The organism is Corallococcus sicarius (assembly GCF_003611735.1).
Taxonomy (GTDB): domain Bacteria; phylum Myxococcota; class Myxococcia; order Myxococcales; family Myxococcaceae; genus Corallococcus; species Corallococcus sicarius.
This window is the reverse complement of the sequence record NZ_RAWG01000003.1, coordinates 24,352-37,641: the sequence shown is the minus strand read 5'-3', so window position 1 is coordinate 37,641 and position 13,290 is coordinate 24,352. Positions and strand designations below refer to the sequence as shown.

The 13,290-nt window shown below is 70.2% G+C and carries 14 protein-coding genes; 6 read left to right on the top strand and 8 right to left on the bottom strand.

Annotated elements, in window-relative coordinates:
* Nucleotides 1–31: 31 nt before the first annotated feature.
* The 3 genes from D7X12_RS00865 to D7X12_RS00855 all read right to left on the bottom strand — a co-directional run bounded on the left by D7X12_RS00865 (nucleotide 32) and on the right by D7X12_RS00855 (nucleotide 1,879).
* Nucleotides 32–499 carry an FBP domain-containing protein gene (locus D7X12_RS00865; RefSeq protein WP_120623362.1) on the bottom strand — a complete coding sequence of 156 codons (468 nt, stop codon included), beginning with the start codon at nucleotides 497–499 and terminating at the stop codon, nucleotides 32–34.
* A 95-nt stretch (nucleotides 500–594) separates the two neighbouring features.
* Nucleotides 595–1,092, bottom strand: coding sequence for a hypothetical protein (locus tag D7X12_RS00860; RefSeq protein ID WP_120623361.1), 498 nt, complete (start codon nucleotides 1,090–1,092; stop codon nucleotides 595–597).
* Nucleotides 1,093–1,102: 10 nt separating this feature from the next.
* A complete protein-coding gene (locus tag D7X12_RS00855; protein WP_439329338.1) occupies nucleotides 1,103–1,879 on the bottom strand; it encodes a DUF2381 family protein in 777 nt (258 codons plus the stop codon).
* Nucleotides 1,880–2,029: 150 nt separating this feature from the next.
* Here D7X12_RS00855 and D7X12_RS00850 point away from each other — a divergent pair, with 150 nt between their 5' ends.
* Nucleotides 2,030–2,965, top strand: coding sequence for a bestrophin family protein (locus D7X12_RS00850; protein ID WP_120623386.1), 936 nt, complete (start codon nucleotides 2,030–2,032; stop codon nucleotides 2,963–2,965).
* Nucleotides 2,966–3,037: 72 nt separating this feature from the next.
* Here D7X12_RS00850 and D7X12_RS00845 read toward each other — a convergent pair whose 3' ends face one another.
* On the bottom strand, nucleotides 3,038–4,702 hold the full coding sequence (locus D7X12_RS00845) for a hypothetical protein (protein WP_120623360.1): 1,665 nt from the start codon (nucleotides 4,700–4,702) through the stop codon (nucleotides 3,038–3,040).
* 168 nt (nucleotides 4,703–4,870) lie between these two features.
* Between D7X12_RS00845 and D7X12_RS00840 the strand changes: the two genes are divergently transcribed.
* Nucleotides 4,871–5,782 carry a LysR family transcriptional regulator gene (locus D7X12_RS00840; protein WP_120623385.1) on the top strand — a complete coding sequence of 304 codons (912 nt, stop codon included), beginning with the start codon at nucleotides 4,871–4,873 and terminating at the stop codon, nucleotides 5,780–5,782.
* Between the two features lie 122 nt (nucleotides 5,783–5,904).
* Entirely contained in the window at nucleotides 5,905–6,231 is a 327-nt protein-coding gene (gene trxA / locus D7X12_RS00835; RefSeq protein WP_120623359.1) for a thioredoxin, read from the top strand.
* Nucleotides 6,232–6,389: 158 nt separating this feature from the next.
* On the opposite strand, the gene D7X12_RS00830 is transcribed toward trxA, so the two are convergent.
* Nucleotides 6,390–7,133: an SDR family oxidoreductase gene (locus D7X12_RS00830; RefSeq protein WP_120623358.1), complete on the bottom strand. Its 744-nt coding sequence runs from the start codon at nucleotides 7,131–7,133 to the stop codon at nucleotides 6,390–6,392.
* A gap of 108 nt (nucleotides 7,134–7,241) precedes the next feature.
* On the opposite strand from D7X12_RS00830, the gene D7X12_RS00825 reads away from it, so the two are divergent.
* Nucleotides 7,242–8,138 (top strand): AraC family transcriptional regulator, encoded by an 897-nt coding sequence (locus tag D7X12_RS00825; protein WP_208718749.1) that lies wholly within the window; start codon nucleotides 7,242–7,244, stop codon nucleotides 8,136–8,138.
* Nucleotides 8,139–8,159: 21 nt separating this feature from the next.
* On the opposite strand, the gene D7X12_RS00820 is transcribed toward D7X12_RS00825, so the two are convergent.
* The gene (locus D7X12_RS00820) at nucleotides 8,160–9,068 is read right to left on the bottom strand and encodes a LysR family transcriptional regulator ArgP (RefSeq protein ID WP_120623356.1); all 909 of its coding nucleotides are present in this window, start codon (nucleotides 9,066–9,068) and stop codon (nucleotides 8,160–8,162) included.
* A 108-nt stretch (nucleotides 9,069–9,176) separates the two neighbouring features.
* Between D7X12_RS00820 and D7X12_RS00815 the strand changes: the two genes are divergently transcribed.
* A complete protein-coding gene (locus tag D7X12_RS00815; RefSeq protein WP_120623355.1) occupies nucleotides 9,177–9,785 on the top strand; it encodes a LysE/ArgO family amino acid transporter in 609 nt (202 codons plus the stop codon).
* Nucleotides 9,786–9,803: 18 nt separating this feature from the next.
* Here the strand turns inward: D7X12_RS00815 and D7X12_RS00810 are convergent, their stop codons facing one another.
* Both D7X12_RS00810 and D7X12_RS00805 read right to left on the bottom strand, forming a co-directional pair.
* Nucleotides 9,804–11,420 (bottom strand): LVIVD repeat-containing protein, encoded by a 1,617-nt coding sequence (locus D7X12_RS00810; RefSeq protein ID WP_120623354.1) that lies wholly within the window; start codon nucleotides 11,418–11,420, stop codon nucleotides 9,804–9,806.
* 252 nt (nucleotides 11,421–11,672) lie between these two features.
* Nucleotides 11,673–11,891: a hypothetical protein gene (locus D7X12_RS00805; protein ID WP_120623353.1), complete on the bottom strand. Its 219-nt coding sequence runs from the start codon at nucleotides 11,889–11,891 to the stop codon at nucleotides 11,673–11,675.
* Nucleotides 11,892–11,970: 79 nt separating this feature from the next.
* Between D7X12_RS00805 and D7X12_RS00800 the strand changes: the two genes are divergently transcribed.
* The gene (locus tag D7X12_RS00800; protein ID WP_120623352.1) at nucleotides 11,971–13,200 is read left to right on the top strand and encodes an FAD-dependent monooxygenase; all 1,230 of its coding nucleotides are present in this window, start codon (nucleotides 11,971–11,973) and stop codon (nucleotides 13,198–13,200) included.
* Nucleotides 13,201–13,290: the final 90 nt, after the last annotated feature.

Sequence of the window (13,290 nt, the reverse complement as noted above, 5' to 3'; positions counted from 1 at the left end):
AGGGGGACGGCGGGCGTGAACGCCCGCCTCTTCAGGCGTTTGAGCCGGGCTTGAGGCCCAATGCCTCGCTCGCGAAGCGAGCCATCCGTTCGATGAGCCGCTGGTTGTCATCCAGGACGCTGCGCCCGGACAGGTTCGCCATGGACTCCAGCCGCTCACCGCAGCGCAGGTCCATGCAGAGGATCACACCCACCCGGCGCTTCGAGTCGACATCCGTGGTGAGCAGGCCAATCTCCGTCTCGGAGGTGCGGCACCAATCACACACCTGGGGCACCAGGGACTTGTCCCCCTGGTGATCCCGCCGGAAGGCGATGCCCGTGGGCTGCGTGCCTCCGGGTGGGGTGAACAGCAGGAAGACGCGAACCCCATAGGGGTCCACCCACGCGAAGTAGTCCCGGACGAAGAGGGGGAACTTCGTGCCTTTGGGCGGCTCCACGAACTTGCGGTCCCGCGAACGGAACGCGCGCAGAAACTCTTTCTCGGTTTCGATTCGGAACATAGGCGCCTGCGCAGACGATGGCCGGCCAGGATCCTGACCGGGCGGGTCCGCCACCATGTTGCCACGGCGCGAATCCAATGGCGCTGGAGATGGCCCTACCGGAACTCATCCACGATGTAGACACCGGCACGTGATGAATCGAGGACGGCGGTTCCCGGCTTGGACTCCGGCAGCTTGCGCAGCTGTCCGAATCCAAGCCGCGCCACCGCGCAGATGGGCACGGTGTCCCCGCCCCGCATGCGCTTGGCCGCGTAGTAGCGGATGACCGGCTGCGCCCCTCCAGTCCAGACGCGCCCATAGAGACGGGCCGGTGCCTCCAGGGTCCCGATGTCTTCGTCCAGCACGCTTTCAATGGGACCGTCGTAGAGGGTGATGGTCCGAGCACGGCTCTGGTTCGCATCCAACTGGACCCAGGCAGCCTCCCCCACGAAGAGCTGCAGATACCGCATGACCTCCAGCGACTTCTCCGGGCACTTCTCTGACAGGGGCGTGCCGTCGGCGCGAAGTCGGACATCTCCTGGGGTCGTGGCACAGCCCAACGACAATCCCAGCAGGACCACACACCCCAGGAACAAACATTCGCGGGAGTTCATCCGGTCGCTCTTACTTTCCGATCAGGTCCGGATCCAGTTGAACCATCGCCTGCCGGAGCCCGTCCTGCCGGTACATCTCCAGGAAGAGGGACGTCAGCGTGCCCTCGTCCAGGAACGCACTTCCATCCACGAAGACGACCGCGGCCTTGCCGATGCCCCGGAAGAGGGTTCCGTCCAACGCCGCGTCTTCATCCTTCCCGGAGAAGTGGTCCGCGAGAACAAACGGCGTCTGGGCCACGGCCCCTGCCGCCAGCAATGCGGCCAGCGCATGGTCCTCGGAAACTTCTTCCTTGCGAAGCCGCTCGTTGTCGGCGCGCAGGGTCTTGTTCTCCTGCTCCGCGTCGCGGAGCGCGGCCCGCTGAGCCTCGCAGCTCACGCGGTCGTCGAAGACATCCAGTTGCTGGTCCGCGCTCCGTCCTCCCCGGTGCCCAGCGGGGCGAAGGAGGAAAAGCACTTCACGCCCATCGGCCAGGGTCACCATCAGGGAAAACCCCTCGTCCGAATCCAGCTCCTGACGGGGCTCGAGGATGACCTTCCGCCCGACGATGCCCAGGGGCTCGAACCGGCCTTCGCCTCCCACCAGACGGGTGCGTGCCGCCTCCACGGGCTGCTCGAAGCGGAGGACCGTCACAACGTGTCCCTTCACGTAGACACGTTGAGGCGCGGCATCGGGAGCGTCCGCCAGGAAGAGCGTCCGGATGCCAGGCGGCCCCCGTCCCTCTGCCATCGAGGCTCCAGCGAGCAGGCCGCTGAGCAATAACCACTTCCCAGGTAGGGGATTCCCCATAGGACCTGGAACATAGCAATCACACGCCCCCAGTCCAGGTAGGACGCCATCCAGCCCGCCAACTGTCTGGCGCTCCGTCGCGTGACTTCGTGGAGCGAGCCGCACGACGTCCTTGCGAGCCGCGGGGTTTTGGAGCACGAGGTCCCGCTCGTGATCGTCCGTCCCCGTCCTGGTTTCTTCCGGCTCCTGTTCGTCGTGCGCGGCACCGTCCTGCCGCGCGTCCTGCCTCACGTGCTGGGCATTGCAGCGCTCTCCTGCTTCGTCGTCCTGACGCACAAGCAGGGCTACCTGCGGCTCCAGGTCACCTCGCCCGCGCCCCTGTCCCTGCTGGGCATCGCGCTCTCCATCTTCCTCGGGTTCCGGAACAACGCCTGCTACGACCGGTGGTGGGAGGCGCGCAAGCAGTGGGGCGCGCTCATGATTGAGCTGCGCGCGTTCACCCACGCGGCCATCGCACTGCTGGACGACGGGCGCGCCGAGCTGCCCATCGAGGGGCGACAGGCCGCGCGGCGCCTCGTGCACCGCAACATCGCCTTCGCGCATGCGCTCGCCGCGCACCTGCGGGGACACGACGCCCAGGAGGACATCTCGCGCTTCGTCGTGGAGCCCGAGCGCTCCCGCGTGCTCGCCAGCGGAAACCGCCCGAACGCCCTCCTGCGCGAGCATCAGGGGGAACTGGGGACGCTGCGTCGGGAAGGCCGGCTATCCGACATCACCTGGGGCGCCTTGAATGAGCGGGTGCACGCCATGACGGGCGTGCTCTGCGCCTGCGAGCGCATCCGCCTCACCCCGCTGCCCTTCGCGTACACCGTGCTGCTGCACCGCACCGCGTATCTCTTCTGCCTGCTGCTGCCCTTCGGCCTCGCCGAGGCGCTGGGCTGGTTCACGCCCGTGCTCTCCGCGATGATCGCCTACACCTTCTTCGGCCTGGACCTCTTGAGCGACGAGTTGGAGGAGCCCTTCGGAAACGCACCCAACGACCTGCCCCTGCTCGCCATCGTCCGCACGGCGGAGATCAACCTGCTGGAGTCGCTGGGAGAACCCCAGCCCGAGCCGCTGCGCCCCCGGGACTTCATCCTCCCGTAGGCGCCGCGCACTGCTCGCGCTGCCCCCACGCCCAGGGCCGTGGGGTGGAGGCAGCGCGATGCCGCTACCGGCTCAGCCGATGCTTCCGACGCACAGGCACGGCGTCGTCCCGTCGCAGGCCTCACCCGCGACGTTCCCGCAGAAGAGGGTCGGGCAGCACGGGCTGGTGGGCGAGCACGCCTGGCCCGCCGCGGAACAGGTCGACCCCGTCTCGCAGGTGCCACTGACACTGCCACCCGGGATGCGGCAACCCAGCCCGGCGCAGCAGTCTCCGGCCGAGGTGCAGGCCTGGCCCTGGGGCTGGCAGACGCTGGGCGCGGCGCACGTGCCGGCGTTGCAGATGCCGGAGCAGCAGGCCGCCCCTGAACCACAGGTCTTCCCGTTCGCGGCGCAGGTGCCCGCGTCCGTTCCGCCCGTGCCCGCATCCGGGGTGACCGTGCCACCGTCCGGGTAGATGGGCGTGGCCCGGCAGGCGAAGGTGAGCTCGGAGGCACTCAGGCAGGAGGTGCCGGCGCAGCACTGCGAGTTCGAAGGATCGCACTGCGTGCCCACCGCCGCGCACGTCACCTTCTGGCAGGTAAGGCCGCCATTGGCGCCGGGCAGGCAGCGCGCGCCGCCGCAGCACTGGTCGGAGAACTGGCACTCCTGCTCCTGCGCGATGCAGCACGGCGCCTCGCCGGTGTAGCCCGAGGGGCACCCCGCCGGGCAGTTGTTGTTGGGGCAGCCGCCGAAGCAGCGCGGCACGCCCACGGAGTCCACCTTGCACACGGCCTTCTGACCGTCGCAGCAGGCCTCGCGGGCGTTCACGTCGATGATGCCGCCGTCCGGCAGCTGGCCGCTGCCGCAGATGTTGCCCACCGGGTTGCAGCCATTCGGCTTGTCACAGCGGCTCTCGCGGCAGTCCACCGCGTTGGCCAGCTTCTCACCGCCGCAGCACGCGCCGTCGTTGGTGCAGTAGTCACCCGTGGGGCGGCAGCCGCCCACCGGCTGGCACACCGTGGTCCCGAAGCCCAGGTCCACGCAGGTGCGCGAGCAGCAATTGCTGCCGCCCGTGCACGGGTTGCCGTCCTGCAGGCAGCTGCCCGCGCCGCCACCACTGACCGACACGCAGCGCCCCGGGGTGCCGGTGTTCTCCTGCGAACACACACCGCCGCAGCAATCCGCACCCTTCATGCAGAGGTCGTTGTTCGCCTGGCACGAATACGCCGGCTTGCAGACGCCCGCCTGGCAGTTGCTGGAGCAGCAGTCCCCCGCGCCGGTGCACGCCTGCCCCGGCACCTTGCAGCTGCTGGTGCCACTGGGCGGCAGCGCCGCGCACTTGCCGTCCGTGCCGCAGACCTTGGTGCAGCACGCCTCCGCGCTGGCGCAGGTGCTGCCCACATCCAGGCACTGCAGCGAAGAGCACTTGCCGTCCAGACAGCTGTTCGTGCAGCACTCGATGCCGCTGGTGCAGGCGCTGCCCGCGGCGGTGCACTGGGTGCTCGGGGCCGGACAGACACCCGAGTCCGTACAGAGGCCCGTACAGCACTGGGCGCCCGAGTCCTTGCTGCACGTCACGCCCTCGGCGATGCAGAGGGAGCCAGGTCCCGCGTCGGGCGGGAGGGACGCACCCGCGTCCGACCCGGCATCCACGGTCGCCGGAGGATTCTGCGGCGGGTTGCCGGTTTCACCAGTACATCCCACGACACCGAGCGCCACACCCAGGGCCCCCAGCAACAGCCAGCGGTTCGCCTTCATCCGGAACTCCCCTTGCCGGGCCGGCGCTTCCCGCCGTGCCTACCGGCGGGGCACCGGCCTCCATGCGCCGTGACACGGCACGCGAGCCTGGAAGACCCCGGGCCCCGGCCTCCGGCCACGCGAAATCGGTCTGTGCGCGCTCCCCTCCTCCAGGCATAGGCTTTGCCCGTGGCCTCGAGTCCCCCGCTGCTGGATGACATGCTCCTCTTCGCGGAGGTGGTGACGACAGGCGGCATCACGTCCGCGGCGGAGCGCCTGGGCCTGCGCAAGTCCACGGTGAGCCGGAGGCTGTCCGCCCTGGAGGAGCGACTGGGGATCCGGCTGCTCGAGCGCAACACGCGGCGGCTGCGGCTCACCGAGGCGGGCCGCGAGTACCACGCCCAGTGCGCCCGGCTCGTCGCCGACGCCCGCGAGGTGAACGCGGCGCTGAGCGAGTCGCGCGGCACGCCCCAGGGAACGCTGCGCATCGCGACCCTGTCGCTGCTCGGCGAGCTGCTCACGCCCGTCATCGCCGAGCTGCTCCTGCGCCAGCCCCGACTGCGCGTGGAGGTGTCACTCGCACAGACGCACGTGGACCTCGTCGCGGAGGAGTACGACCTGGCGCTGCGCACCGGGCCGCTCGCGGACTCGTCGCTGGTGGCGCGCAGGCTCGGGCGGGTGCGCACGGGGTGCTATGCGAGCCCCGCCTACTTGAGCCGCCACGGCACGCCCCAGTCCCCCGAGGAGCTGGCGGCGCACGAGTGCGTCCTCCTGGCCGAGCCCGGCTCCGACGAGGTGTGGTTCTTCGGAGAGGGCAGGAGCGCGCGCACGGTGCCGGTGGCGGGTCGTCTGCGCGTGCCGAGCGTTCGCGCAGGCCAGGCGGCGGCGCGCGCCGGGCTGGGCATCGTGCGCTTGCCCGCCTCGCTCGTGGCGGACGACGTGCGCGCAGGGTTGCTCGTCCCCGTGCTCGCGGCCGACACGCCCCCGGGCCTGCCCCTCTTCGCCGTCTACCCGAGCAGCCGGCAGCTCCCCCTCAAGGTGCGCGCCTTCCTGGACCTGCTGTCCGAGCGCGGCGCGTCGCTCCCGTGGGAGGAGGGTTAGGGGCTCCTGGCGGAACAATGCGTTTCGCGCGGGCCCCTCGTCCCGGTGGCTGCCCGCGATTACATCCCGCCGTGGACAAGGCGCGGCCCGGTGTGACGGGCGCCCTTCACGGAGGATGGGACATGGCCGGCAATGTCATTGAATTGGGAGACGCGGAGTTCAAGCGCGAGGTGCTGGAGTCGTCCGAGCCGGTGCTGGTGGACTTCACGGCCACGTGGTGCCCGCCGTGCCGGGTCATCGCGCCCGTCATTGAAGCCCTGGCCTCCGAGTACAAGGGCCGGATGAAGATGGCCAAGCTCAACGTCGATGATCACCCGGTGACGCCGGAGCAGTACGGCATCCGCGCCATGCCCACGCTGCTGTTCTTCAAGGACGGCAAGGTGGTGAAACAGATTGTCGGCGCGGTGCCGAAGGCGAAGCTCGACGAGGCCGTGCGACAGGTGCTCTGAGACGAGCAAGAATGGTAAAGCCCGGGTGTTTCATCCCCGCTTCCGCGAGGTCTCGTCGCATGCGTCTCGTCCTTCCGCGCTGCGCGCTTCTGGCCATCTCCGCCTGACGAACAACGTCTCCGCACACCACGGTGGACGTGGCGCACAGCAGTTGCCGCTCAGGTCGCCCGAGCGAGCGCCACTGCGTCGGGACCGGCTGGGAAACGGAGCGTCCCAGTCGAGTCGTTCGCGGCACGCCAGACCCCTTCGGCCACGTCGGACGCGCTCGTCACCGCGGCCGGCTGCCCCAGGGAAGCGAAGATGCGCTCCGCGAAGGGCGCGTACGCCTCGGGGAGCAGCCCCTCCATGCGGGCGCTCCCGTTGCGCGTGAAGCTCGTACTCGGGCCGTAGCCTGGCTCCACCAACTTCACCCGCACATTGAAGGCCTCCAGTTCGAACGCGAGCGACGCGGTGAACCCTTCGATGGCCATCTTGCTCGCGGTGTAGACAGCCACCAGCGGCATGGGTGCCAGCGTCGCGCTCGAGGTCACATTCACGATCACCCCCGACCCGCGCGTGCGGAACTGCGGCAGCACGGCCTGCGTCATCGACATCACGCCAAAGGTGTTGGTTTCGAAGACGTCGCGCACCGTGGTCATCGGCGTGACCTCGAAGGCGCCCAGGAGCCCGATGCCCGCATTGTTGACGAGCACATCGAGGGGCCCGCTCGCTTCGAGCGCAGCCGCGATGCTCCCTGGCTTCGTCACGTCGAGGGCCACCACGTGCAGTCGGCTCGACCGAGGCAGGATGTTCTCGCGCGGCGTTCGCATGGTGGCGACCACGTTCCAGCCCTGCGCATGGAAGTGACGCGCGGTCTCGAGGCCGTAGCCAGATGAGCAACCCGTGACGAGGACGGTCTTCATGTCAGCTCCCTTGCCGCGAGGAGTGCGGCGTTGATGGGAGGAGCGTAGCGACGGTGGGCCGGACCCACTATCATGGCGGGTCCACATTTCATTTGCGAGAGTCCAGGCATGATCGACCCTCTCTCGGAAGTCATCGCGCTGCTCCAGCCGCGCACCGTGTTCTCGAAGCGCATCAGCGGCGCGGGTCGCTGGGGGGTTCGCTACTCCGACTTCGGCCAGCCCAGCTTCTGCGCCGTGCTCGAGGGCCGCTGCCTTCTCGCGGTGGAAGGCCAGCGAGTCCTCACGCTGGAGGCAGGCGACTTCGTCCTCCTACCGGCGACGCCTGGCTTCACCTTGTCGGGCTTCGACCCGGTGAAGCCCGAGCGCATCGACCCCAAGGTCACCACCGCGCCGAGGGATGAAGTCCGCCACGGCACGCGCGGTGGACGCCCTGACGTGCGGCTGCTCGGTGGCTACTTCGTCTTCGACTCGCCCGACGCGGCGCTCCTCGTGTCGCTGCTGCCAGCGCTGGTGCACGTGCGCGGGGTCGAGCGGCTCTCGGTGCTGGTGCGGCTCGTGGGCGACGAATCGAAAGAACAGAGGGCGGGGCGCGAGCTCGTGCTCACGCGGCTCGTGGAGATCCTGCTCATCGAAGCGTTGCGGTCGACCTCGGCCGACGACGCGCCTCCGGGGCTCCTGCGCGGGTTGGCCGATGCACGGCTCGCACCGGCGATACGGCACATGCACGCTCAGCTCGCGCGTCCGTGGACGGTGCCGCAGCTCGCGAAGGCCGCGGCGCTCTCGCGCTCGGCGTTCTTCGGGCGCTTCACCCGCACCGTGGGCCTTCCGCCGATGGAGTACCTGCTCGCCTGGCGCATGGCCGTCGCGAGGGATCTGCTTCGCCGCCACGACCTCGGAGTCGCGGAGGTCGCCGAGCGCGTCGGCTACGGCTCGGCGAGCACCTTCAGCACTGCGTTCAGCCGACACGTAGGCCAGCCTCCGGGCCGCTATGCGCGTGCGGGCTGAACCCGGGTTCTCAAACCTCGATCACCTGACGGCGCGGACGGCCTTGAGGGAGGCGCGGGCGGCCGCCTGGAGCGTCCGCGACAGCTCCTCCGCGAGGGGGGACGCCAGTCGCCCCTGTTGCCAGTACAGCACCACGTCCAGGTGTCGGCCCGCCGCGAGCTCGACGAGCCTCCCCGCGCGCAGCTCCTCGCGGATGAGGGGCTCGGGGTTCATCCCCCAGCCCATCCCCTCGCGGCAGGCGTCCACGAAGCCGTGCGGGCTGGGCAGCCAGTGGGTCGGCGGCTCGACCTGCGTGCGCGTCAGCCGGCGCAGGAAGGTGCGCTGGAGCGCGTCCTTGGTGTCGAAGCGCAGGCACGGCGCGCCGGCGAGGGCCGCCCCCGTCACGCCCGAGCCGAAGTGGCGCCGGTGGAAGTCGGGGGAGCAGGTCGCCAGGTACCGCAGCGCCCCCAGGCGCGTCGCGCGGCAACCCTGGACGGGCTCGGCCTGTGACGTCACCGCACCGAGCACCGAGCCCGACCGCAGCAGCTCCGCGGTGTGCGTCTCGTCGTCCACGGCCAGGTCGAAGAGCACGTCGTGTCGCGAGGTGAAGTCCGCCAGCGCGCGCACGAGCCAGGTCGCGACGCTGTCGGCGTTGGCCGCCAGGCGCAGCGTGGGGCGAGGGCCCGGGGACGTCCCCACCTCCGGGAGGCGGGTGCGCAGCTCGTGCTCCAGCAGCGCGACCTGCTCGGCGTGCCCGCAGAGCACCGCACCCGTCGCAGTGGGGCGGCAGGGCTGCGCCCGCACGACCAGCACCTGACCCAGGCGCTCCTCCAGGAGCTTGACGCGCTGGGAGACGGCCGACGGCGTGACGTGGAGCACCCGGGCGGCGCGCTCGAAGGACCCCTCTCGCACAACGGCCGCCAACGCCTCCAGCAGCGGGTAGTCGAGCATGGTTTAGCGTTCCTTCATCCGGTTCAGGAAGTTTAGCTCCCCTACATACCCGCCTGCGGGCACCTTGCCGAGTGGGGGCGCGAAGTGTGCGTCACCCGGAGGGTCGTCATGGAGCTGTCACCACTTCTGCGAGGGGCCGGGCTGGGCGCCTCACTCATCATGGCCATCGGAGCCCAGAACGCCTTCGTCCTGAGGCAGGGCCTGCTGCGCGCGCACGTCCCCCTGGTCGTCGGCGTCTGCGTGGCCGGAGACGTGCTCCTCATCGCCGCGGGCGTCGCGGGCATGGGGCAGCTCATCACGAAGCTCCCGTGGCTCGTCCTGGTGACCACGTGGTGCGGCGCCGCCTACGTGGCCTGGTTCGGCGTGACGTCGCTCTTGCGTGCGCTCCGCCCTGCCCGCGCGGCGCTGGAGGCCGCAGGCGGGCGGGAGGCGAGCTCGGGGCGCGCGCTGCGCACGGCCCTGGCGCTCACCTTCCTCAACCCCCACGTCTACCTGGACACCGTCGTGCTCCTGGGTTCCGTCGCGGCGCGGGAAGGAGGCCACGGCGCGCCGCTCTTCGGCGCCGGGGCCGCCGTCGCCAGCTGCGCGTGGTTCAGCAGCCTGGGCTTCGGCGCGCGGTATCTCGCGCCGCTCTTCGCCCGACCCCTCGCCTGGAGGATTCTGGATGGCATCATCGGGCTGGTCATGCTGGCGCTGGCTGTCTCGCTCCTGGTCTGACGCGGCGGGCCCGAGCGCTCACAGCTCGTTGAAGATGAGCAGGCCCCGCGACGAGTCCACGACGTACACGTGGCCGTCGCCGGGGACGCGGACGCCGAAGACGCCCTCGAAGAGGCTGTCGCCCCGGGACGGGTCGCTCTCCCGGAAGGTGTTGTAATGAGCCAGCTGCGTGGGCCGCGTGGGATTGGACACGTCCAGCACCCGCAGGCCCTCGTGGTACCAGGCCACGTAGAGGCGGGTGCCGCGCAGGATGAGGTTGTGGATGGACGTGACGGGCCGCATCCGGAACTCGCCCAGCTTCACGATGCGCGCCGGGTCGGTGACGTCGAGCACGCGCAGGTGGGAGCTGTGGAACTCTCCCCCTTCGAAGGCGAGGGTGCGTCCGGCGAAGGTCCCCACCGCGCTGTGGTGCGCGAAGCCGAAGTTTGGACGCGGGTACAGGCCCAGGTAGCGCACGTCGTCCAGGTCGGTGACATCCATCACGCCGTAGCCGCCAAAGGCGTTGCTGATGTACAGCCGGTTCTCATACACGAACGCGTCATGCGGCCCCCCGGAGTCGAAGTCCCCGGGGATGGTGATGACGGTGCGCAGCACGGGCGCCAGCGGCTGGGACACGTCGTAGACGTAGGTGCCGGTGTTGGGGACCATGGCGTAGAGCCGCCCGCCGTCGACGAGCACCGTGTGGGCGCCAAAGGTCCCCGTCGGCAGGCTTCGCACGAAGGCAGGCTGCGCGGGGTTGGAGAGGTCGTAGACGAGCACGCCCTGGATGCTGCTGGCCACGTAGAGGGCATTTTCCCAGGCCCAGACACCGTTCCAGAGTTTTTCCCCGGGCAGGCTGATGGACGCCGTGAGGATGGGATTCTTCGGGTCGCGCACGTCGAAGACGGTGAGCCCGCCTTCTCGGCCCTGGTACGGCATTGAGACGACGTAGGCGTGGCCCCGGGTGACATAGACATCCACGGCGTGCCCCTGCGCGACGTGACGCTCCGAGAGCAGCGTCAGCCCTCCAGAGGACTCGGGCTCGCCCGCCTGGTGGGCGACGCGGTGGGCCTCGAAGGTGCCGTGCTGCGACAGCGTCCCCCGGCGACAGGAGGCGAAGCAGCCGGTGATGACGTCCGGCGCGGGCGTCTGGCAGCCCACCAGGGCCATGACGAGGCTGGTGCGCGTGTTCGTCCCGATGAGGGAGAAGCGCCCGTCCTGCGTGTCGCGGAAGCGGAGCGGCTCGTCGAACAGCGTGCTCGTGCCACCGTCGTCGCGGAGCTGGAAGCCGACGGGGCCACTGGAGACCCGGACGCCGCCGTCCTCCAGGCGTCGCTCGGACCGGGTGTTGGCCAGATAGATGCCCTCCTGGGGGAGCATGGCGAGGGCGGCCGGGTCGCACTTCGAGACATCGAAGCGGGGCAACTCCTCGCAGGCGGTGGCGGACGCGTCCCGCGAATCGAAGCCGCACGGCGCGAAGGGGCCCCGGTCCACCCAGTCTCCGTGCTCCTCCAGTTCGGTGTACGTGCCGTCCCAGACATAGAGGCCGGCGTCCGGGGTCCCCGCGTCGAAGGAGGGGCGCGGGGGTGTGTCCTCGCAGCCGGGGAGGAGCTGGAGCACCAGGATGGCCAACAGCGTCCGGAGAGGGATTGTCATGGCAGACCTCGCAAGAGAAGCGCCCCGACCCAACGTTCCCACCCTGCCCTGTCCCTCACCTCCCCGGAGACAGGCGCGGGGGACTCAGGGCGCTGACGGTCGGGGAATCCGACACGCGGCATGGCCGAGGATGACCTCCCCGTCGACGGTGCTCGTCGGCGTGGGCGCCCACCCCGCGGCGAGCCGGGCGTCCAGGAGTTCATCGGCGGTTGGCGGATGGTCCCACACGGAGACCGCGGTCACCCCGCCGAGTCAGGTGGTGTCGAAGACGAGGTACCGCTCGCCCTCCCAGGGCACCACCACGTCGTGCGTGAACTCGTCCTGGACGACGACCGCCGCCACGTCGCGCGGAGGCCTGTGCGCGAAGCCCCAGCGCACCACGTCCTGGAGCAGGGTCAGCGGCGCAAGCTCCCGCTCCAGCGCGGCGCGCTGCGCGGGCGGCAGTCCGGAATGGTCGGTCAGGAGCACCATGGCCCCAGCATACCTCCAGCCAGGAGGCAGGCAGTACCCCCACTCACGCGTCCAGCGGGAGTCCGGTAGAAGGGCCGCCATGAAGCCCCCTCGCATCGTCATCGTTGGCGGTGGACCCGCCGGCATGGTCCTCGCCTACCAGCTCGTCTCGAACGGCGTTCCGGTCCGCGTCCTGGAGCGCCACCCCGACTTCGAGCGCGAGTTCCGCGGCGAGCTCCTGCAGGCGTCCGTCGTCGAAGCGCTCCAGCAGGCGGGGCTCTTCTCCGTGCTGATTGAACGCGGACTGGCATTGCCAGACATCGAGCGCCGCATGTACGCGGGCAAGCACCGCACGGTCCGCGTGCCCGGTCCCCAGGAGCGCGGGGCCGTGGTGTCACAGCCCGGGATGCTCGCGCTGCTCCACGAGCTGTGCTCACGCCATCCCCACTACCAGCTGGACTTCGGCACCACCGTGCTCGACGCCGTCCAGGAGGACGGGCGCGTCGTCGCGATGAAAACCCGCCGCGACGGTGTGGAGGGCCGCGTCGACGGGGACCTCTTCATCGTCTGCAACGGACGCAACAGCCACCTGCGCAGGTCCTGCGGCCTGGAGACCGAGTCGTTCGAGACGACCGCCGATGCGCTCTGGCTGCGCTTCGACCTCTCCGACGCACCGGAGGCGCTGCCCGAATCGCTCCAGGTCCACATGTTCGGCAAGGGGCTCGTCGTCGTCTTCCAGCCCTCCACGAACCACCGGCTGCACCTGGCCTACAGCGAGCCGGGCGACCTCAACCGGCTGCGCAAGGACCTCCCGGAGCTGCGGCGCCGGCTGCTGCCCACGCTGCCGGAGACGCTCCGGCCCCACGTGGAGCGCAAACTCGACGAGCACACGGACTGGCAGGTGCTGAAGATCATCGTCGACCGCGTGCGCCGCTGGCACGCGCCGGGCGTCCTCTTCCTCGGAGACGCGGCGCACACCCTGTCGCCGTCCGGCGGACAGGGGTTGAACCTCGCCCTCCGTGACACGTTCGTGGCCGCCAACCACCTGTTGGATGCTCTTCAGGCGGAGCGCCCGCTGGATGCCGCGGTCTTCGAGCGGATCCAGGCGGAGCGCCAGCCCGAGGTCGACCGCGTCCAGGCAGGCCAGACGCGCGCGGGGCAGATGGTGCTCAAGCCGCTCGGCGTGCTGCACCTGATGTTCACCGTCCTGGGCGCGGTGATGAAGCTCGCGGGCAAGAAGATGCAGGGCGCGGGGGGCGTGACGGCCGTGGAGCCGCGCTACCTCGCCCCATTCGCGCGCAGCGACGCTCCCGCAAATTCCGGCGGGTAGTGGCAGGAGCCTCGCCCTGCATCCACTCGCAAGGAGGAGCTGACCCGCGCGAGTGATTGCCCGGGAGTCGCAGTCCATCCGGGCCCCATC

What these genes read in the sequence shown, in the direction of transcription:
- D7X12_RS00865 (WP_120623362.1), bottom strand. Translation starts at nt 499, where the DNA reads ATGTTCCGAATCGAAACCGAGAAAGAGTTTCTGCGCGCGTTCCGTTCG.
- D7X12_RS00800 (WP_120623352.1), top strand. Translation starts at nt 11,971, where the DNA reads ATGAAGCCCCCTCGCATCGTCATCGTTGGCGGTGGACCCGCCGGCATG.
- D7X12_RS00830 (WP_120623358.1), bottom strand. Translation starts at nt 7,133, where the DNA reads ATGAAGACCGTCCTCGTCACGGGTTGCTCATCTGGCTACGGCCTCGAG.
- D7X12_RS00805 (WP_120623353.1), bottom strand. Translation starts at nt 11,891, where the DNA reads ATGGTGCTCCTGACCGACCATTCCGGACTGCCGCCCGCGCAGCGCGCC.
- D7X12_RS00820 (WP_120623356.1), bottom strand. Translation starts at nt 9,068, where the DNA reads ATGCTCGACTACCCGCTGCTGGAGGCGTTGGCGGCCGTTGTGCGAGAG.
- D7X12_RS00810 (WP_120623354.1), bottom strand. Translation starts at nt 11,420, where the DNA reads ATGACAATCCCTCTCCGGACGCTGTTGGCCATCCTGGTGCTCCAGCTC.
- D7X12_RS00860 (WP_120623361.1), bottom strand. Translation starts at nt 1,092, where the DNA reads ATGAACTCCCGCGAATGTTTGTTCCTGGGGTGTGTGGTCCTGCTGGGA.
- D7X12_RS00855 (WP_439329338.1), bottom strand. Translation starts at nt 1,879, where the DNA reads ATGGGGAATCCCCTACCTGGGAAGTGGTTATTGCTCAGCGGCCTGCTC.
- D7X12_RS00845 (WP_120623360.1), bottom strand. Translation starts at nt 4,702, where the DNA reads ATGAAGGCGAACCGCTGGCTGTTGCTGGGGGCCCTGGGTGTGGCGCTC.
- D7X12_RS00825 (WP_208718749.1), top strand. Translation starts at nt 7,242, where the DNA reads ATGATCGACCCTCTCTCGGAAGTCATCGCGCTGCTCCAGCCGCGCACC.
- D7X12_RS00815 (WP_120623355.1), top strand. Translation starts at nt 9,177, where the DNA reads ATGGAGCTGTCACCACTTCTGCGAGGGGCCGGGCTGGGCGCCTCACTC.
- trxA (WP_120623359.1), top strand. Translation starts at nt 5,905, where the DNA reads ATGGCCGGCAATGTCATTGAATTGGGAGACGCGGAGTTCAAGCGCGAG.